Origin of the sequence: Wocania ichthyoenteri Th78, from assembly GCF_000789235.1 — a bacterium.
GTDB lineage: Bacteria > Bacteroidota > Bacteroidia > Flavobacteriales > Flavobacteriaceae > Wocania_A > Wocania_A ichthyoenteri.
This window is the reverse complement of the sequence record NZ_KN525716.1, coordinates 3,379,557-3,401,802: the sequence shown is the minus strand read 5'-3', so window position 1 is coordinate 3,401,802 and position 22,246 is coordinate 3,379,557. Positions and strand designations below refer to the sequence as shown.

Annotated in this window: 10 protein-coding genes; 1 reads left to right on the top strand and 9 read right to left on the bottom strand. The window is 31.8% G+C overall.

Translation table 11 applies throughout. The features are described from left to right. Position 1: 1 nt before the first annotated feature. The 7 genes from RG22_RS14815 to RG22_RS14785 all read right to left on the bottom strand — a co-directional run bounded on the left by RG22_RS14815 (position 2) and on the right by RG22_RS14785 (position 15,770). A complete protein-coding gene (locus tag RG22_RS14815) occupies positions 2–3,460 on the bottom strand; it encodes a hypothetical protein (protein ID WP_052143767.1) in 3,459 nt (1,152 codons plus the stop codon). An 11-nt stretch (positions 3,461–3,471) separates the two neighbouring features. After that, a complete protein-coding gene (locus RG22_RS14810; RefSeq protein ID WP_052143766.1) occupies positions 3,472–4,977 on the bottom strand; it encodes a glycoside hydrolase family 16 protein in 1,506 nt (501 codons plus the stop codon). 175 nt (positions 4,978–5,152) lie between these two features. Further along, entirely contained in the window at positions 5,153–6,037 is an 885-nt protein-coding gene (locus RG22_RS14805) for a hypothetical protein (protein WP_034044667.1), read from the bottom strand. 14 nt (positions 6,038–6,051) lie between these two features. Beyond that, positions 6,052–8,208 carry a PKD domain-containing protein gene (locus RG22_RS14800; protein WP_156113395.1) on the bottom strand — a complete coding sequence of 719 codons (2,157 nt, stop codon included), beginning with the start codon at positions 8,206–8,208 and terminating at the stop codon, positions 6,052–6,054. Positions 8,209–8,224: 16 nt separating this feature from the next. Continuing rightward, the gene (locus RG22_RS14795) at positions 8,225–9,709 is read right to left on the bottom strand and encodes a RagB/SusD family nutrient uptake outer membrane protein (RefSeq protein WP_034044666.1); all 1,485 of its coding nucleotides are present in this window, start codon (positions 9,707–9,709) and stop codon (positions 8,225–8,227) included. 9 nt (positions 9,710–9,718) lie between these two features. Then, positions 9,719–12,733, bottom strand: a complete 3,015-nt coding sequence (locus tag RG22_RS14790) for a SusC/RagA family TonB-linked outer membrane protein (RefSeq protein ID WP_034044664.1) — start codon at positions 12,731–12,733, stop codon at positions 9,719–9,721. A 229-nt stretch (positions 12,734–12,962) separates the two neighbouring features. Further along, positions 12,963–15,770: a helix-turn-helix and ligand-binding sensor domain-containing protein gene (locus RG22_RS14785; RefSeq protein ID WP_244462153.1), complete on the bottom strand. Its 2,808-nt coding sequence runs from the start codon at positions 15,768–15,770 to the stop codon at positions 12,963–12,965. 561 nt (positions 15,771–16,331) lie between these two features. Between RG22_RS14785 and RG22_RS14780 the strand changes: the two genes are divergently transcribed. Continuing rightward, positions 16,332–17,897, top strand: a complete 1,566-nt coding sequence (locus RG22_RS14780) for a hypothetical protein (RefSeq protein WP_034044662.1) — start codon at positions 16,332–16,334, stop codon at positions 17,895–17,897. Between the two features lie 56 nt (positions 17,898–17,953). Here the strand turns inward: RG22_RS14780 and bshA are convergent, their stop codons facing one another. Both bshA and RG22_RS14770 read right to left on the bottom strand, forming a co-directional pair. Then, positions 17,954–19,090: an N-acetyl-alpha-D-glucosaminyl L-malate synthase BshA gene (gene bshA, locus RG22_RS14775; protein WP_034044660.1), complete on the bottom strand. Its 1,137-nt coding sequence runs from the start codon at positions 19,088–19,090 to the stop codon at positions 17,954–17,956. Between the two features lie 138 nt (positions 19,091–19,228). Next, a complete protein-coding gene (locus RG22_RS14770) occupies positions 19,229–22,186 on the bottom strand; it encodes a serine hydrolase domain-containing protein (protein WP_034044658.1) in 2,958 nt (985 codons plus the stop codon). Positions 22,187–22,246: the final 60 nt, after the last annotated feature.

Below are 22,246 nucleotides of genomic sequence, written 5' to 3'. Positions count from 1 at the left end.
CTTATTTTTTTAGCGACACTATTATTTGCTTAATCTCTCCCGTGCGTTTAAAAATTTTCTGACTTGTTTCTGTATCTAATTTTAGATTTTCAAATTCTAAAATTAAACCATCATTTAACATGGCTTTTAATGCTTGACTATCTGAAAGTTTATATACAATCGGGATTTGACAATATGTAAAACACAATGAATCTGCATCCAACTCAATTGTTTCTACTTCCTTATTAATAGCTGTGTATTTGAATGATTTTGGTGATTTTAAAAATTCTCTTTTCTGTAATAATTGTGGGTTAAAAAATAGTTTTCCATCATTTACAAAAACACCTAATTCTCCAAGTCTGCTTAACACATCTTCTTTTACTTGTCCTGTCATTCCTGGTTGTTGTGCGCCTTTTGTTGCTGGCGTATGCGAATACGGGTCGGTTGGAAATGCGCCATATAATTCTGGTGATTTATGCACTCCAACACCTGCTTGAATTTCGTAATAGTGGTCTAAAAGTCGCCCTGTTATTTCATCACTTTCATTTGTATTAATAGCTAACAGAACATTTTCTTGAACCGCCAACAATAATTTAGAAACCATGTGCCAATAAATTGAGCCTAAACCTTCGTACCCAAAAAATGTTCCTGAGCGCCCTGTAAAAGCTTTATGATTAAAGACATCTTCAAATATATCTAATAAGAATTGTGTATCTTTTTCAATAAGTGATTTATATTTTTTATCTGATAAATTGCTTAAGGCTTCTTTTAAACTATTCGCATTATTAAAGTTTCCGTTGAAATGGAAGTTTCCTAAAATATCTTTTTCAATAATCTGTGTGTTTCCATCATCAATTAATTGTTTTAATAATTGAGATTTCTCAACGTTTTCATCTGGAATATTATTCTTTTTATCAAACCTTGGCAAGTCTTTATTTGGATATAAAATATAGCTGTATTGGTCTGCTCTAAACAATGCGCTATTTTTTAATCCGTCTAATAAATTTAATGCTTCTTTTGGCGATAAATACCCTGAACTTAAAACGGCTACTTGCCCCTCTAACATTTCGGGCAAGTATGAAATAGAAACTTCTTCATTATTTTCAACTGTCATTAAATTATAGGCATGGTATAAATTGTCTGCTCGTTTGTTAGCATTAATTGTATGCTCTATATATTTATTGATGACATTTAAAAATACTTGTAAATCATTTTTTTGGATTGTAGTTTTTTTGCTTGAAAAACCATTATTATAAATGGTGCTTCTGTAATTACTCCCCGCGTTTCCTAAACCGTCTAAAATAGTTTTTCTGTCTTTGTTAGAAATCTCGTTAGCAAGTATGTGTTTATTCTTTTCAAAAGTTGAAACAACTTCGTTAAAAAACACGTTTAATTCTTCTGAAATTTCAACAGACTTAGTAGTTGAGTTTGAAATTACCTTTTCAAAAAACTCTAAAAAACGTCTTAAATAGTAAAGCGTTACCATAGATACCCCATTGCCAACTAAAGCGTTGTTAGCATCGTTCCATTCTGGTCGTTGTGTGTTTAACCAAATACCCGCTTCTGGAATAAAATTAGAGACTTTTGCCAATACAGTTGCTAATAATTTTTCAATTAAATTAACTTTGTATATCGATGCGTTTTTGTCTGTAAGCAATGCCCCATCTGCTCCTAACTGTTGCCTTTTTTCATTGATTTTTGTGTTTAATTTATAATCAAAATCAATGGTGTCTTTAGGGTTTAATAAAATGTCTTGATAGCTCTTAATTTTATAAGGCACATTGGCATAAACAAAAATATCTTGATTGAATAGTTTTTCTAATCTGTTTGGATAATGCTTTTCTATAAATTCTAAGAATTTTAAAAGGTATATAATTTGATGATCGCCCCAATAACCTATGTAAGACCACGGGTCGTCTTCTTCAATAACTTCCCAATCAAAACCTCCTTTTGTAACTCGGTATGGATTATAACCTTCAAACGTTGTGGCGTTTAAAAACTTATGAATCATACCTTCAATAAATTCTGGATACGCATGTGCAAGCGCTTCCCAATTTTGGAAAATATCGCGCCAATTGCCTTCGTAATCTAAAATTTTAGAGCCATCAATTTCACTTTTGGTATTTATTGAAAACTTGTTCCAAGGTCTACTTGGGTCGCCATGTCTCCTGCTAAATTTTAATGGTAAATACTCAAAACAAAGACGTTTAAAATCTTTGTCTTCACTTTTTTCTGCAAAATCTTTTATATTCTTTAACGAAAAATTTTCTGGTAAAGCATTTAATGTTTTCTGTTTTTTATGGAATACGTCTTTATTCGCTTTTAAAATATATTTTACAAAATCTTGTTTTTCTATATTATAATTATCATCAAAAATACCCCCACGCATAATATTAAAAAGCGTATTTGCAAAGTGTCTTGTATTTATTAATGAATCTTCGGTTAATTGTAAACCATCGGAAGCTTCAGTTAATTTTATTAGGTTTTTTGTACCTAATTCAATATCATTTTCGATAAGATGAACTACATTATTTTCATTTTTTATGAGTTCGGAAATTTGAGTAATTCCTGAAATATTTTGATTTACATTAGCAACAAACATCCAGTTTTCTTCTGAATTTGCTTGCAATTCAAAATCTGAAACTGTTAAATATGCACCTTTTTCAGCCCTAATATCTTCTTCTTGCAGTATCTCATATCCTTTTCTGAAATTATTAAGTTGTGAGGATGATATTAAATAAGTTGGATTTTTAACACCAACAGACCAAACCGTGTTTGCTTTTAAGGCTTCACTTGGCTCTGCTTTATCAACAATAATAGCACTTAATGAGAAAACACCTAAACCAACATCTGATAGTAATTCGCTTTTTTTATAAGCATCAACTAAATTACTATACGAGTTTTGCATATCTGAAGTGACTCCAGATGGTAAAATATTTTGCAATCCATCTAAACACGTTATGTTTATATTTTTATCCGAGTTATTTTGAATTGTAGATTTCTTAACAAAACCAAATTGATTACTGGAGTTCCATTGGTACCTAAACGTTAGCCTTAAATCTTTATTAACTTCCTCAAAAACAACTTTATTTCCATAACAGTTTTTATATATATTTCTGGTAATTTGATGAAGTCCTGTTTGTCTTTCAGAAAAAGGTTCCCATACATAAGATTTTCCTTTTATATGAATTTGAAAGATGGTTTTGCTACCAGTAATATCGGCAAGTTCTGTTATTTTATCATCGGTATAATAGGGGAATAATGAGGATTCTGAATTTTTTCTTCCTGCTGATAACCCACCGTTACTAGATATAAACATCCAATGATTAGAGTCACTAACTATACTCATAAAAAATGGGCGCATAGCATCACTGTTAGAAATCTTATAATAGGTTTCACCATCAAAATTTACCAATTCACCCTTTACATTTTGAGTCTGGTTTGAAACTGTTTTATCTTCTATTGAAATCGTATTATTCATTAACTATAACTTTATTTATATACCCTAACATAGTCTATTTCCATGGTATCTTGTGTAAACCCAGAATCTATTGTTCCTCCTAAAGTACCACCCATTGCAATATTAAGAATGAAGAAAAAATCTGAATTAAATGGAAGACTTGAATTATTATCCATTACAAATTTATTTACTAACTCATCATCAACATAAAACGTTAATGCGGTTTCTGTCCATTCCATTGTATAAACCCGAAATGATGTAGTTGCATCTGGAACTGGAATATTATCTCCAGGGTAATTTGGATGATCAGTTCCGTAACTCGCATAATTTCCGCTATTGGACCAATGTAATGTTGAAAAATATTCGGTTTTGTTAGCACCTGTTTGTTCCATAATATCAATTTCTCCACAAGCTGGCCAACCCACAGAACCAAAATTTGCACCTAGCATCCAAATAGCAGGCCATGTACCTTGTGCAGCTGGTAATTTAGCACGCACTTTAACAGTACCATAGGTAAACTCTTTTAAGCTTTGAGACTTTATACGAGCAGAGGTATATCCAACTGTATTATCTTTTTTTGCTGTTATTTTAAGTAAACCTTCTTCAACAATCACATTCTCTGCATTATTAGTATAGGTTTGTTCTTCATTATTTCCCCAACCGTTGGTTCCGGTACCAAGATTATAATTCCAATTTTCAGGGTTTGGAGCTCCACTTTCAAAAAATTCATCAGCCCAAAAAGGAAGTGCTCCATTATAAAATGCCACTGGCACTGTTTCATTTGTATCTATCGAATCATCAGTACTAGAATAGGCAAATACTTTTATTTCGTGATTCTCAATGCCTTCAACATTATTAAAAGTGTATTGATATGTTCCGTCTGTACTTTGTTGCTCTATTTCGTTATCAATAACAAATCCGTATGACACAGCATCGGTTGCTGTTGCAATAAAATTTACAACTCCAGAACCATCACCATAAAGGTTATTAGTATCGGCTCCTACAATATTTGTAGTTATAGATAAATTAGAAGGAATGATTGCTTGTACTTGACTCTCAACAAAAACAGTAACAGATTTAACAACATTAACAGAATTATTAGTGCTTGAATAGGCATATACTGTAAAGTTGTAGGTGTTTGTTCCTAAATTTGTATAAGTAAACTGAGATTTACCATTTGTGTTTTGCTGCTCAGCATTGTTTTCAAACTTAAAACCATATTTTACAGCATTGGTTGCTGAGGCTTCAATATTTATTACTCCAGTTCCATCTCCATTTGGATGTGCAGCATCTTTACCAACAACATCAATTGTTATAACTAAATTAGAAGGTAAAATTACTTCAGGTTCAGCTATATCATCCCCAGAACTTGAGCAAGTATAAAAAACACTTGCAAGTAAAGAAAATACTAATAAAACACATATTTGCTTAATCTTTTTCATTTCTATTAAAAACTTATGATTGAACTCATCTTGACTTTTTCTATTTCCTAAAAAATGACTGAAATTCGTCCATATTTCGTTACTTTTTTTATGCATAGTGATGCTATGCCTTTCAAAAAATGTCTCATCTGAACAAATTCCAACTCCTTTTCGGTTAAAAACAAAAAGTCAAGATGAGTTCATTATATAGATGAAGTGTATATATCCAGAAGAAGGAGTAGTAATTTTTAATTATAAACTCCTTCTTTTGCTATTTAATTAACACTTAATATTATTCTGGAACTAATGTAAACCACCATTCAAACTCGCCGTTTCCATCAAGGGTACTTAAAATCATTTCGTTAGCTGAACGTTCAAATATTCTGTATTTATGGTTTCCGCCTGTATAATATCCTATGAAAGCTGTTCCTGTTAAGTTAATTGTTTCAACCCCTCCAGGAGCGCTTAAAGTCCATTGTTCAGAATAATCATCAAAACCATAGTTTAATATATCGGCGCCATCAACAGTTCCGCCTCCAGTGCCACCTAATTCGTTGATTAATGGATCACGTCCAAAAACATCGCCCGAGGTCATGTGTGTAAAAGTGCCATCTACATTAAAAACATATCTGTCATCATACATCCCAACACCTGCTTTAGAGTCTGGTTCAGCTGAAAACCACTCTCCAGGGGTAAAACCTCCAGGAGGTCCTAATCCAAAGTGAGGTTTTCCTTCTGCTTTAATCCTCCAAACACGTTCACCGTTGGCGTGTAACATTTCTTTTAAATCTGCAGGAGCATCATATAATGATAACACCTCAATTTCAATTGTTTTACTAGCAGAAGCGCCACCAGTACCAAAAGCAATAACTGTTACTGAATATGTGTTTAATCCTAACACAACAAACTCGTAAGTCTGTTTACCAGATGGTGCTGAAGTTGTATTGTTATTATAAACAAATTGATAAGAAATTGCATTAGAAGCAGAAGCGACTAAGTTAACCTCTCCGCTACCATCTCCGTTAGGATTAGTAGCATCTGCTCCAACAATATCGATAGCAATTTCAATGCTGGAAGGTGTAATAATCTCTCCCACTTGAAAATCGTCTTCTTGACAACCGCTAATTAACAAAGCTAATAACAGAAAAAGCCCTGCATTATATTTTAAGTTTTTCATCTTTTATTATTTTTTTAATTATGGTAATTGAAATCATCTATATACGCTATAACAGTATCCGTATTGTTTTCTGAATTAACCTGCAATACAACTCTGTTAAAATCTGTTCTACTAAGTGGATCAGCTTGACCACCACTGGTATCATTTGCAAAATCAAATGAAATCTCTTGCCATGCATCTAATACAATTGGCTTAACAATTTCTGTTTGTAAAACCCATGGTTCTGCTACGGTACCGTCTTGAAGTTTTAAAGAAATTTGATTTGGTTGAGTTCCTGATATACTTGATGATGGTACATAAATTTTTAATGTAAACTTGCTTTTTGCTTGTAAATCAAAATTAGGAGTTACATCAAAACGTACATTAGCAAATTGCCCTCCTGTATCGTTATACTCTAATACCGTTGCCGAACCGTTATTGGCATCAACAAATGGGTTGGCAAATGCGTTGTCCATTCCAGCACCATCACCAGCCCAAGTAGTAATGGTTCCGTTTCCTTCAAAATCATCTGTTGCAAACGGAGCTGTATCTACTGTTGGTAAAAATCCATAAGAAAAATCATCTATATATGCTACAACAGTATCATTATTGTTTTCTGAATTAACTTGCAATACAACTCTGTTAAAGTCTGTTCTATTAACTGGATCAGCTTGACCACCAATTATATCAGTAGCAAAATCAAATGTAACCTCTTGCCATACATCTAATACAATTGGCTTAATAATTTCTGATTGTAAAACCCATGGTTCTGCTACGGTACCGTCTTGAAGTTTTAAAGAAATTTGATTTGGTTGAGCTCCTGATATACTAGAAGATGGCACATAAATTTTTAATGTAAATGAACTATTGCCACCTGTTAAATCAAAGTTTGAAGCTGCATCAAAACGAACATTAGCAAATTGCCCTCCTGTATCGTTATACTCTAAAACAGTTGCTGAACCGTTATTGGCATCAACAAATGGATTTGCAAAAGCGTTATCCATTCCTGCACCATCACCAGCCCAAGTACTAATGTTCCCGTTACCTTCAAAGTCATCAAAAAGAATTGGACCTCCTTGTGCAGATGGCTCTTTCCAGAAATATATATTATCTACAAAAATTGTACCTGCTCCTGAAGGAACACCATCAAATTTGAATTGAATAAGATCTGTTAAATCTACTAAAGGATTTCCATCTGTAAAGAATGACAATGGAATATCAAAAGAAGTCCATTGTTGTGCTGTTAAAGTTAAATCGTAAGCAAATTCATTTGGCCCTGAGCTTATTGGAGATATTTTAGCATTAATATCATCTGCAGTCCAAACATCTAAATGAAGCATTTCCATGTTAGAAACATCTTGAGGGGATCCTATCTGGATTCCTTGATACGATAAATTAGTATATTGAAGCATTAAATCTCCATTTAAATCAAAGTCATCTTTAGCAGCATATCCATCATTAACTTGACCCCAATATGGAATAAAATCAGTTCCAGGAACATCATCATAATCACCACTGAAAATTGAAATAACATCCTCTACTGCTCTAAAAGGTTGTGAAGGAGCAGAAGCAAGTGGCTGTACTATAGCAGTAACTTCAAAATCAGTTTCAGTATATGTAGTTGTCTCAATTGCTCCACCCATTACTGTAACAACTATTGTATACAATCCTGCATCTTGATAAATATGTGAAGCAACTTCACCAATATTTGCTTGCACAACATCTGATCCATCACCAAAATCTACTTCAAATGACATGGCGAAATCTGCTGTTGCAGTTACATTAACTTGTTTCGAAATTGCTGCATCATTTTCAATTGTTACCGCTAAATTTTCTGGTGCATTAAAGGATACTACCAATTCTTGATCAATAAAAGCTTTTAGACCATTAAGAGCAACGGCTTCAATATTTACTGTATAAGTGCCTTCGGCATAAGTATGTTCTATAGTTCCTCCTTGCTTTACAATAGCAGGCGTTTCGGTATTATCTCCAAACGTAATATTGTATGTCGCACCTCCGTCAGAATTTGGTGTAATAGTAACCAACCCTGTGTTATCTTGTGTTATTTGAAATAACGCTGAAACATTTGTTGGTTGAGAAATTCTATCAACAAAACTTAAATCGTTATCATCTTCGGCGCAACTTATAAAGAAGACCAAAGCAAAACTCATTATATATTTTAATGTTTTCATATCTAATTTTTTAATTTTAATATCCTGGATTATTATCCCATCGGTTACCTGTTAACAATATCTCTTCAATAGGAATTGGAAAAAGTTCATGCTTTCCTGTCTGGAATCCGTCTATTTCTTGAGCTGCTCTACCCGTTCTTACTAAATCGAAAAAACGATGCCCTTCGCCAACTAACTCTACACGACGTTCTTTATAAATATCGTTAGTTAAATTAGATCCGGTTGTTGTTACATCTCCTAACATAGCTCTATTACGTACTCGGTTTAAATAACCTTGTGCTCTTGTATCACTAATACTCCCTCTATTTAAAGCTTCTGCAGCCATTAACAAAACATCTGCAAATCTTAAAGCTCTGTAATTATCAGGATTTGTTAGTGCAGCATCGCTAAAGTTATTATCTCCTAAACGTGCTATATACTTTCTGTTAAAATAACCTGTTTGCTCATAACCTGCATCTTCTTGATAAGAAGAGCCTGGATTATCTGCTATATATTGTTCGATATCTAATATTGAATATTCTAAGCGCAAATCTCCTGGCTCAAAAGCATCAACAACTTCTTGAACTGGTACATTAAAACTATAACCAGCATCAAATTTTTCTGCACCATCAACAAAGCCTCTTGGGCCATTAAAATACACAGAATAGTTACCTTCAAGACATTGGAAACAATCGAAAGACCCACCTTCAACATCAGAATATTGTACTTCGAAAACAGATTCAATATTGTTTTCCCAATCGCGTTCAAATAGATTAGGATATTCCGCCGATGTTAACAAACGATGAGGACCATTATTTATTAAGTCTTCTAATACTGTTGCTGCTTCAGGAAATTTATCTTGATATAGATATACTTTACCTAACATGCCTTGTGCAGCACCTTTTGTAACTCTACCAGTTTCGCTTTGCACATAAGGCAAATTGGCTGCGGCAAAGATTAAATCTTGCTCAATTAAAGTATAAACTTCAGCTTTAGGTGTTCTATCAATTTCAAATTGGTCTCCAAATTGAATACGTTTATCTATCAACATTGGCACATCGCCCCACCACTTCACCAATATGAAATTATAGTAAGCTCTTAAAAACCTTGTTTGAGCGATAACACTTGTTTTATTTGGAAAATCAGTTTTATCTTGAAACTCCATAATATAATTACAACGGTTCACTGCTTCGTACATCCATTGCCACATTGTTCTTAATCCACCATCACTCTGACCAACTGCCGAATGAATCATATCATCTATTTGTTGAATATAAGGTGAGTCAATTGCACTTTCTCCACCGCATAAAGTATTATCTGATGCTATTTCTGCAAATTGATAAAACTTCGCTGTTGTTTGCAAATAATCATAAGCTGCAACTAGTGCATCCTGATAATCTTTTTCAGTATTAAAAAAGGCTTCAGAATTTCTGTCTTCAGAGTCTACATTTACAAAATCATCACTGCAAGAAAGCACGATAAAAAATGCAAATAGACTATATATAATTTTTAAATTTTTCATAATACTTAATTAAAATTTTACGTTAACTCCTAATAAAATTGTGCGAGCAGTTGGATAAAAACCTTGATCTATTCCTCCTCCAATTGGCGCACCTGTACCAGCAGTAGGATCGTAACCACTATATTCAGTTAATGTAAATAAATTACTTCCTGATAGGTAAACACGAAATTTATCGAATGTAGGATCTTCAGCATCGCTAGAAAATGTATATCCTATTTGAGCATTCTGCAAGCGAACAAACGAACCATCTTCAACATAAAAATCAGAAAAAACAGTGTTTGATGTTGCTCCATTAGTTACTCTTGGAGATGTATTACTTGTACCTTCTCCTGTCCAACGGTTTAAATAAAAATTTGGTTTATTTACTAATTGCTGATTACGTTCGTAATTACGAACAATCTCATTTCCTACCGAGGCAAATGCATAAGCGGCAAAATCCCAATTTTTATAATCTATAGATATATTTAAACCCATTGTAGCTGCTGGTAAAGGGTTACCTAAATCTACTCTATCGTCTAAATCGATAACACCATCTCCATTTTGATCTACAAACTTAAAATCTCCAGGTTGTGGTGTAACATCTGTTACTGCAGCATTATCAATCTCGTTTTGATTTTGAAAAATTCCGTCTGTTTGATATCCTACAAAATAACCCATTGGGAACCCTGCTTCCATTCTAGATATTGCAGGTTGGGATATTCCAAAACCACCACCTTCAAGAAATTCGTCATCTCCACTTACCGAAACCACTTCGTTTTTTATAGCAGTAACATTGTACTTAATACTAAATTTAAAGTTATCATTTAGGTTATCAGAATAACCAATAGCAAATTCAATACCTGTATTTTCAACAATACCTGCATTAACAAATGGCGGAGCACCAGTACCAAGTAATCCGGATATTTGAGGAGATACTAATAAATCTTCTGTTCTTCTTTTAAAATAATCAGTAGTTATGTCTACTTTATTATTTAAAAAACGTATATCTAAACCAATATCTAATGTTTTTTGTTTTTCCCATTTAATTAAAGGATTTGAAATTGGGCCACTAGCTACACCAAAAACTTCTTCATCATTAAAGATGTAAGTTCCTTCACCATTTAACAAAGACACAAATCTATAATCACCAATTCTATCATTTCCTAAGATTCCATAAGATGCTCTAACTTTTAGCAAATCAAAAAACTTGTTATCCTTTAAGAAATTTTCATCTGATGCTACCCAACCTATAGACCCAGAAGGGAAGTAACCGAATTTGTTTTCAGGTCCAAATTTGGTTGAACCATCTCTACGTAATACAGCAGAAAATAAATATTTGCCTTTGTAATCGTATTGTAGTCTTGTAAAATAAGACAATAATCTACTATCAAAAGTTGGATTACTACCACGCTCAGCATATATATTTTCTTGATTTGAAGCTTGAGCTACACTAGCATTAGCTACGTCGTTATTAAGAACATCATTTGCTGTAAAACCAGAAAATTCTCCTGTTGTTTTTATAATAGATGTGCCTAAAAGTACATTAAGCTTGTGTGTGTCATTAAATGTATTCTCATATTTAACAAAACCATCAAATGTGTAATCTCTAAATATACTAAAGCCTTCAAAAACACCACTTCTTACAGTATTAAAAACCTTTCCTACACCGTAATAATCAATCGGGTCGAAAGAAAAACCTATTACCTCGGCATAATTAAACTGTATATTTGTTTCTGCTGTAAAGTGCTCTAAAAAGTTATACGATAATCCTGCAAATCCGTTAAGCTTCATTACCTTATTCCTGTTATGTGTATTAGCCATTTGAGCTAGCGGATTAATAACCTCGCCGCCTAAACCATCTGCTAACGAAAAGTCTCCGTTTTCATCTCTTACAGAAATATTAGGCGCCATATTTAAGGCGTTAAAAAGCACAGACCCTAAAGCATTTTCTGGAAGACTTTGCCTGTTTGTTCTAGTTAAAGTAAGTCCAGATTTGAATTTAAAATTTTCTAAAAAATCTAAATTATAACTTGCGCTATTTGTAAAACGTGTAAAATTGGATTTACTCCCACCTACAATACCATTTTGTTTTAAAAATGACCCACTATAAGAATATGAGGATTTTACTTTACCGCCTTTAAACGTAATATTATGACTATGAATTGGAGCAGATTGAAAAACTTCATCTTGCCAATTAGTACCAACTCCTAATTCAGCTAAATTAGTAAATGGTGGTGTACTACCAGCAGCAGCGTAAGCTTCATTAACTATTACGCCATATTCTGTTGCATTTAATACAGGCATTTTACGAGTTGTTTGCTGAAATCCGGTATAAGCATTATACTCGACTGTAAGCGGCATTTCTTTTCGTCCAGTTTTAGTGGTTATAAGAATTACACCATTTGCTGCTCTAACCCCATAAATACCAGCAGTAGCATCTTTAAGGATGTTCATGCTTTCAATATCATTTGGGTTTACAACACTTAAATCTTCAACAACGTTACCATCAACTAAAATTAAAGGACGACTGTCTCCATTTGTAGATACACCTCTAATACTAATTGTTGAGCCTCCACCTGGAGATCCTGAATTAGTTGTAATATTTACCCCAGCAACTTGACCTTGTAATGCTTGCTCAATACGAGTTGGTTTAAGCTTTTCAATAGTTTCTGATCCGACTACAGAAACTGCTCCTGTAATCTCTTTTTTAGTTTGTGTACCATAACCAATTACTATCACCTCATTTAATTGAGCAATGTCTGGTTGTAATTGAATGTTTAGATTATTGCTATTGGCCACAACAACTTCTTGCGTTATATAGCCTACATAACTAAAAATAAGTGTTGAACCAACTTGAACATCATTAATGGTGAAATTACCATCAAAATCTGTTACGGTTCCCTTACTTGTACCTTTAACCAATACATTAGCTCCTGGTATAGGAAAACTTGTATCGTCTTGTACATTTCCACTAACACTTACATTTTGCGCACTAGAATAAGTGATAAAAAGTAGTGTTAGAATTTTAAAGAGATTGTGTCTCATAGAATTAGTTTTTTGAGTTTAGATAAAATTACTTCATACAATTGAAGTATCTGTATTTTACACCCCAACAAAAAGTATACATGACAAAAAAAAATAAGTTCTATTGCCAAAATTCCAATAATATTAATGTTTTACTAACGAATTCTTATTTGTTATTTATTAAGCAATACGCAGTATTTTTACTTAATGTTGTGGTAATGTATAGGTGTGTATGGTTAACACAAAATACCTATACTTCTAGAATATAATTTGTTAAGCTAGATTCGTGAGGCAAGTCCATCTTTTTCCTTAATCGGTATCTTTTAACTTCAACACTTCTTGGTGAAATATTAAGCAGAGGTGCTATTTCTTTTGAAGAAAGATTTAACCTAAGATAAGCACAAAGTCTTAAATCGTTAGATGTTAGTGAAGGATGCATTGTTTTAATCTTCTTTAGGAAGTCCTTGTCTGCATTATTAAATGCTTCCTCAAATACATTCCAATCATCTGTATTATTAAGGTTTTTATCAATAATTCTAATAACAGATTTTAAGTTTTTATCATTATCTGAAACATTTTTGAGCTCCTTTTTTATACTGTTTAAAAACTCATTCTTTTTTATTAAACTCATTGTCGATATACCCAACTCACGATTTTTACTTTCAATATCTTGTCTTAACTTTTCATTATTAAAACGCATAAGTTGTTGCTGATTTTCAAGCTCTTTTAGCTCTAATTCTCTTTCTGCTTTTTGTATTAATTTTTCTCTTTGCTTTCTATAATAACGTTTATACAAATTATGCATTAATGATGTAAATAATAAAACAAAAAAGATGTATATAACAATAGCCTCGTTTGATAGATGCCATGGTTTTTCTATTTTAAAACTATAAGTAGCGGTATTATTGGTTATGTTATTGCCAACTTTTGCTCTAACGTTAAAAACATAATCACCATAAGACAAATTTTTAAATAATATACTAGAGCTTGTAGACCAACTACTCCATTCTGGATAAATACCTTTTAACTGATATTGATATTCTGTATCTAAATACTTATCAAATTCTGCAACACTATAAGAGAATTCAATATTATTATCCTTGCTTTTAAAGCTTCCTTCAATATACTTATCTACAACTTGAAGACTATCTTTTAAATCGTTGGTTGAAATTGAATTAATAAAAATACTATATGTTTTTTCATTTAATTTACCTAAATCTAAAACAAGATACCCTGTTGATGTTCCTATTAAATGTTTGTTATTTTGCAGATGAGAAATGTTTTCGTAACCTGTTAGGCCCTTAGGAAGCAATGTAGAAAAAGAAATCTTATTAACTTTAGGAGTGCTACTTAACTTGCCAGGTGAAACATAATTTAGATTTTTATTTGAAAAACCCCAAAGAATATTATTCTCTTTATCTGATATAAGCTTACCAGACGTATACTCCTTTTTTGAATATAACTGACTTAAAATGGAGTCTTTAAAGAACTTTTTTTTTGATGGATTATATTTAAAAACACCTTCTTTATAAGCATAAAATATATTACCATTATGCTTTATAATACTAGAATTCAATCCTTTTTTAAGCGTTGAATCTTTTTCAACCTGTTCTGCTTTCGTAAAATCGTCATTTACTTTAACTTTATAAACGCCTTTAGATTCGTGGCTTACAAAAATATTGTTATTATAAAGCTCAAAAAACTTGCTTGAGATATCAAAACCATCAATTTTATTCCTAAATATCCATTTACCATTTACATTAGCTATTACATTAAGCCCAGTATAGTTACCTTGGAGTAATAAGTTTTCATTATTTTTTATAGGAATAATGTTCCATGTTCCTTGTATGTCTATAATCAATTCAGCTATATTCTTATTGACAATAAAAGTACCTGTATCGTGTCCACAAAACAACGAATTATTAAGTTTAACCAAGCATCTAACCGGTCCTTGGGTGCCCTCTATAAATTCAAATTCATCATCAGAAAGGATAGGTTTACAATACAAACCTTGGTTTGTACCTAAATACAAATAGTTATTATAAACTGCTGATGCGTAAACTGTTCCAATTTTCCCTTCTTTATCATTATAGATACTAAATGGGGATTTAATATTAACACAATTAACTCCATTATCTAAAGCTAACCAAATATTATTTTCAGAATCTTCAAAAATGGAATGTATTGTGTTATTACTTAAACCACTTTTAATATTAATGTGATAATTGATTTCTCCTTCTGAAGTTAAATGCAGAATACCATTAGATCTTGTTCCTAGTATAAAGCTTCCGTCTCTTAATTGTGTACTTCTATAAACGCCACTTTGAGGCAGCGACTTGTTTGCTGGAATATCCCATTTATTAAGTCTATTGTTATTAAAAACATAAAAACCATTAGCTTCTGTTTCAATTAAAAGTTTTCCTTTGTAATTAAAAACATTAACTAATAAATTGTTTTTTAATACATCATTGTTGGAAATTAACTTTGACTTACCATTTTCAATCTTATACAATCCATCCTTTGTTTTTTGAAAATATATACTTCCATTAACTTTAAACATTTTGTATATGGTTGTATCTGAATCAATAAATGAATAAGATGTATTACTCTTGTTATATATATAAATTCTTTCTAAAGATTGAAACAGAATATAATTATCAAGCTCTACAATATTCCAAAACTCTTCTTCTTCAAGAAACTCAATTTGTAGATTTTTGGAAAGCGACGTATAATACAAATCTCCAAACTCATTTCTTTGCCAATAACCAAATTCTTTACTACAACCTGTATAAATAACATCATTAAAAACGCTAACAGATCGTATTATTGTTTCGTTTGGCGATGGGTATAAACGCCATTTAGCACCGTTAAACTCTAATAAACCTTTATTGTTTGCAACATAAATATATTTATCCTTTGATTGTGCTATTGACCAGTTTTGATTTCCTGCTTGATACGATTTTGGAGTATATATTTCAATAGGAGGTATTTCTTGAGCCTTAACTAAAAAATGGCAAAAGAAATGTAACAATGTTGTAACCCAAAAAATATTTTTCAATTGTAAAGCAATTAATGTTGCGTTACTAATATAGTATAAATCCTTGTATTTATTACATTATCAAATACTTTGTATGGTTTTTGTATGGTTTTTTAATAATAAAAAATCGCATACATCTTCATTATTAACTTACCATTACACCATAAAAAAACTCCTAAATTATCATATTTCGAAGTTTTTTTAACTTTATTTTTACGAACTACTTAATACTAAATTCTTATTTTGATTAAAAAGGCGTCCGTAAAATTTATCTAATAATACTTAGAATTTGTCCTTCTGGTCTTTGGTTGGCTTCATTATTATAAATAATTAACAGAACAAAATAATATAGAATTAAAAATATACTATTATAACTGTTAACAAAGCCAATATAGAAATTAAAAATTGTTCAAATCTAACCAAATAATTTTTCTTTCCCATAATACCCATAATTGTTTAAACTACTTTTTAATTTTGTGAAATACCTTTAATATACTATTTCATACATTCAAAAGTTATATTTTTACGGCTAAGGTATATTTATTTATTTTTGCCGTTAATTATATTAGTCTATCCAATTTTATGAAACGTAGTCTCTATTTTATTTTTACTATTAGCTTTTTAATTCTTTGGAGTTCTTGCCGCAAAGATTTTGAGTTTTCTCCAAGTACAGGAAATCTAGAGTTTTCTAAAGACACCGTTTATTTAGATACTGTTTTTACTAACATTGGCTCTAGCACTTATAACTTAAAAGTTTATAATAAAAGTGATGATGACATTGTTATTCCTACAGTAAAACTTGGTTTGGGAAACACTTCAGAATACAGACTAAATGTTGATGGTATCTCTGGTAAAACATTCGAGAACATTCAAATTTTAGCTAAAGACAGTATATTTATTTTTGTTGAAACTACTATTGACATTAATAACTTCTCTAATCCAAATGGTAATTATTTATATACCGATCAAATTGAATTCGACTCCAACTCAAATCTTCAAAAAGTAGAACTTGTAACCCTTGTACAAGATGCTGTTTTTATTTACCCTAACAGAGATAACACTACAAAAGTTATTGAGACATTAACGCTTAATGTTGGAGGTGAATTAGTTGAAACTGAATTACAAGGGCGAGAGCTTTTAAATACCGAACTAACCTTTACCAACGAAAAACCTTATGTAATATATGGCTTTGCTGCTGTACCCAATGGAGAAACACTAACCATTAATGCTGGCGCACGCCTACACTTTCATTCTAATTCTGGGTTAATCGTTTCTGAGGGCGCAACACTTAATGCTAATGGTTCGTTTAGTAATGACCAAAATTTGTTAGAAAATGAAGTTATTTTTGAAGGTGACCGATTAGAATCAAATTTCTCTAACACACCAGGGCAATGGGGAACTATCTGGCTGTTTGATGGCAGCATAAACAATAGCATAAACTACGCTACAATTAAAAATGCAACAGTTGGTATTTTAAGCGATGGTAACCCAAATGGTGCGACAGAAAAGCTTAAAATTAGTAATTCTCAAATTTACAATTCTAGTAATTTTGGGATTTTGGGAAGAAACACATCTATAACTGGAGAAAACGTAGTTATAAATAATTCTGGACAATCATCGTTTGCGGGAACATTAGGAGGAACTTATAATTTTACACATTGCACCATTGCAAATTATTGGAGTAACGGATTTAGGCAATTTCCATCGGTTTTGCTAAACAATTTTGTAACAGATGAAGATAACAATGCTATTCTTGCAGACTTAACCGAAGCTAACTTTAATAATTGTATTATTTACGGAAATGATAATCCAGAGATTTTATTAGATGAAATTGAAGACTCAGCAATTACTTTTAACTTTAAGTTTACTAATTGTTTAATCCGTTTTGAAGACAATAACAATAATTTTACTGGAGATAATTACAATTTGGAAAACACAAATCTTTATGAAAACAATATATTTAATGAAGATCCAAATTTTAAGGATGTAGAATTAAACCAATTTATTATTGGTGATGAATCTGCTGCGATAAATAAAGGCAACGTGTTGTTTTCAAGCCAAATACCTACAGATATTTTAAATATAAACAGAACTACTTCACCAGACTTAGGTGCTTATCAGCATGTTACATTTCCTAAAGATGATTAATGTGTCTTTTTACAAAACTTGGCTTTATAAGAAAAGTTAGCTATTTTTTTAAAATCCTAAAGTACCAAACATTTAGCCAAAGTATCTTCGTAAATAGCTTCATATTGTGGTACAATATTATGTAAATCGTATTTTAAGGATTCTTTTCTGGCATTATTTTTAAAGGTCTCTAATCGGTTTTCATTGTTTAAAATATGTAATGCATTTTTAGTCATATCATCAACATCACCAACATCACTTAAAAATCCAGAAACACCATGTACGTTTACTTCTGGAATCCCTCCTGTATTACTAGATATTACAGGAACCCCAGATGCCATAGCTTCTAGTGCAGCTAAACCAAAGCTCTCGGTTTGAGATGGCAGCAAAAATAAATCACTAAAACATAATATTTTATCTATTTCGTTGCTTTTTCCAAAGAAAACAACCTTGTCTGTAATACCTAATTGTTGACAACGCCATTCCATTCTCTCGCGTTCTGGCCCCTCTCCTACTAGCATTAATTTTGCTGGCATTTCTTTTTGAATATTGTAAAAAACAGTAATAACATCTTGCACGCGTTTTACTTCTCGTAAATTACTAATATGAGTAATAATTTTTTCATCGTCATTTGCCATCATAGCACGTTGACAGTCAGTAAATCCATCATTATACTTACTTAAATCTATAAAATTAGGCACTACGCTAATCTCATTTTTAATATCGAATAAGCGCAATGTATCCTCTTTTAAACTCTGCGAAACTGCTGTTACAGCATCCGATTTGTTTATACTAAAGGTAACTGCTGGTTTATAAAATGGATGACTACCAACAAGTGTAATATCGGTACCATGTAACGTGGTAACAATAGGCACATAAATGTTTTCTTCTATCAACATTTTTTTAGCCATATAAGCTGCATAAGCATGTGGAATTGCATAGTGTACATGTAAAATTTCAATTCCATGAAGCTTTACCATATCTACTAATTTACTCGATAAAGCAAGCTCGTATGGTTGATAATGAAATAAAGGGTACTCTGGAACATTTACTTCATGATAATGCACATGGTTACTCAACAACTCCAATCTAACTGGTTGGTTGTAGGTGATAAAGTGTATTTCGTGTCCTCGTTTAGACAACTCTAAACCAAGTTCGGTTGCAACTACACCACTACCACCAAATGTTGGATAACAAACAATACCTATTTTCATAAAATTTATTCTAAATTTTCAGAGTAAAGAAAATAGATACAAGAATAAAGATTTGATATATTTATTCGATTTTATCAAACAATTTCTTTATTCTTTTAACAATTTCTTTATTCTTGTATCTTTTCTCTTAAATCTTCTTTATTCTTCTATCGCTTCGTAAATTAAACGTTGAATATCTGTTCTTATATTCTTTTTTAACAATATGTTTTTTCCAGCTTTAGGATATGTTCTATTTGCTAAAAACACATAAATAATTTCTTCTTCTGGATCGGCCCAAGCATACGTACCAGTAAATCCTGAATGCCCAAAACTCGTCATCGATATACAACCACAAGTTGGTCCTTCTTCTCCTAATTGTGGTTTATCGAAACCAACGCCTCTTCTATTATCCTTTTCACAAAAATAACAAGTATTAAACATATCTATAGTTTCAGGTTTTAAATACCGTTTACCGCCATAAAACCCTTTTTGCAAATACATTTGCATAATTTTAGCAACGTCATTGGCATTACTAAAAACACCAGCATGTCCGCCTACTCCGTTTTGCATTGCAGCACCCATATCATGTACAAAACCATGTACTTCTTCATAGCGATAGTAATCGTCAATCTCAGTTGGAACTATCTTTTTATTACTTATTTTATGATACGGATTGTATAACGTGTAATTTGCTCCTAAAGATTCATAAAAATGATTTTGCACTATTTCATCTAAGCCTTTGTCGTAATGTTTCTCAATAAATTTCTTTAAAATATAATAAGGAAAATCGCTATATCTATATCTTAATCGGTCTAACAATTCAGAATCTTTAATTATCTCAGGAATAGAATCTTTATAATCACTACGTAAAAACAAATCTTTAGTGACTTCAATATTAAATTTATCACTCTTAACTTTTCTGTAATATTTAGAGCTAGGGCGTTTTGTAACCGAATCGAGTGTTTTATAATAAAAGGGTTCCCAGGGGCGTAATCTCGCATAATGAGAAAGCATCTGTTTAATAGTAATATCTTTTTTATTAGATTTTTTATACTCGGGTAAAATTTCTGAAAGTTTACTATTTAAAGATACTATACCTTGCTCTACCATTTGCATAAGTACTGGCAATGTGGCTAGAATTTTTGTTAATGAAGCGACATCGTAAACATCATCAAAAGCTACTTTTTCTTTTCCTTTATAAGTGTGTTTTCCGAAGTTTTTATTGTAAATAACTTTACCGCGTCTTGCCACCAAAAGTTGAATTCCCGGAGTCATCATAGAATCAACAGCCATTTGAGCCACAGAATCTATCTTACTCAATTTTAATGAATTCATACCCACACGTTCTGGACTAGAATATCCTAATCGTTTTATTGAAAAATTGTTAATACCATGACCTTGTTTAAAAAATTCACCTGTAGAAACAGGTAGCGTGCCTTTTGCTGCAAAAGCACCAAATATAAGTTGTGCTGATTTTTGTTGAGCAATCTCACTATTTTGATAACTAACTACAATACTTTCAATATTCTCAATAGTTTTTAAATCTGATAAAGCATAAGGTTTTACAAAAACATCTAATATTACAGCATGTGTTCTAGCTATTTCGTGTAACCAAACTAATTCTTTATCGGTAAATTTATGAGGCTTCCAGGGACTTTCGTTAGAGCGATGCAAACCAATTACAACGGTATTGTAGGGTTGTAATTTATTCATTAATTCATCCAATTTTTCAGCTTCAATAGCATGAACTTTAGTGTATTTTTTTAGTTCATTAAAGAATGTAAAACCACTATCGTCTCCCAATTTCACGTAAGCCATAGTTTTAGTTTCTAACTGACGAATGGGCAACAAATCGTTTTTATTCTTTACAATGGTGATAGCATTTTCAATAAGATCTTCATATAAAACATCGTCTTCAATTCTATTCAAATCTTCATGTAAATTATACAATCCAATAGGTTTATAATTATTTAATCCGACTTTATATTTAGCCTGAAGCACCTTTTTTACTGAATGCGCTAAACGTTCTTCAGTAATCTCACCTTTCTCATAAGCTTCTGAAATTTTAGAAATACCAGCAGGAACATCTTCAGAAATAAGCAAAACATCATTACCAGCTTTAAATGCAGCCAAATCTATTTCGCCACTTGTTGCAAATTTCCCAGATGTATTACCATCAATCGCAGGTTCTATATAATCTGCTACACCTTTCATATTTAAAGCATCTGTGAATATCAATCCTTTAAAGCCTAAACGCTCTTTTAAAATATCTGTAACTATATGTTTTGATAGTGATGATGGATAGCCAGAACGTGCTTCTAAACTAGGCACATTTAAGTGCGCTACCATAACACTAGAAAGTCCTTCTTTAATTAATTTTTTATATGGATATAACTCAATTGAATCTATTCGTTTTTCACTAAAACTAACTGATGGTAATGTTTTATGTGAATCTTGATCGGTATCGCCATGTCCTGGGAAATGCTTTGCATTAGCCAAAACACCTGCATCTTGCATACCTTCCATTAACACTAAAGCTTTTGCCGTAACATTATCTCTATCTTCTCCAAATGAGCGATTGCCAATTATTGGGTTTTTAGGATTGGTGTTAATATCTGTAACTGGTGCAAAATTAAAATGAACGCCTAAACGCTTACAATGCTCGCCAATATACTTTCCTGTTTGCTTAATAAGATTGTTATCTTTTATGGCACCAAGTGTCATATTCCACGGAAACGAATAGGTAGAATCTAAACGCATTCCTAAACCCCATTCAGCATCCATACCAACTAAAAGAGGTACTTTAGACATGGCTTGTAATTCGTTGTTTAATTTAGCTTGCTTTACGGGACCACCAAGCGAATAAATAACACCACCCAATTTATGATCTTGAATTAGTTTTATATTAGCGTTTTTTGTTTTTTTATCTTGATTAGAAAAAATCATAATCATATACAACTGTCCAACTTTTTCTTTTAGAGTTAACGAATTATACACACTATCAACCCATTTTTGCTGCCCTTCAACATCTTCATGCAATAGAGGGTTTGAAGATATCTGACCAAATGCAAAAATAACTGTAAAAAAAGATAGAAATGAGAGAACGAAGTGGCGCATATAATGGATAAATTTTAAATATTATTAATAGTAATAACTATGCCAAAATAATACTTTTAA

Coding starts and splice junctions, on each gene's coding strand:
- RG22_RS14810 (WP_052143766.1), bottom strand. CDS start 4,977: ATGCATAAAAAAAGTAACGAAATATGGACGAATTTCAGTCATTTTTTA.
- RG22_RS14815 (WP_052143767.1), bottom strand. CDS start 3,460: ATGAATAATACGATTTCAATAGAAGATAAAACAGTTTCAAACCAGACT.
- RG22_RS14805 (WP_034044667.1), bottom strand. CDS start 6,037: ATGAAAAACTTAAAATATAATGCAGGGCTTTTTCTGTTATTAGCTTTG.
- RG22_RS14800 (WP_156113395.1), bottom strand. CDS start 8,208: ATGAAAACATTAAAATATATAATGAGTTTTGCTTTGGTCTTCTTTATA.
- RG22_RS14780 (WP_034044662.1), top strand. CDS start 16,332: ATGAAACGTAGTCTCTATTTTATTTTTACTATTAGCTTTTTAATTCTT.
- RG22_RS14790 (WP_034044664.1), bottom strand. CDS start 12,733: ATGAGACACAATCTCTTTAAAATTCTAACACTACTTTTTATCACTTAT.
- bshA (WP_034044660.1), bottom strand. CDS start 19,090: ATGAAAATAGGTATTGTTTGTTATCCAACATTTGGTGGTAGTGGTGTA.
- RG22_RS14795 (WP_034044666.1), bottom strand. CDS start 9,709: ATGAAAAATTTAAAAATTATATATAGTCTATTTGCATTTTTTATCGTG.
- RG22_RS14770 (WP_034044658.1), bottom strand. CDS start 22,186: ATGCGCCACTTCGTTCTCTCATTTCTATCTTTTTTTACAGTTATTTTT.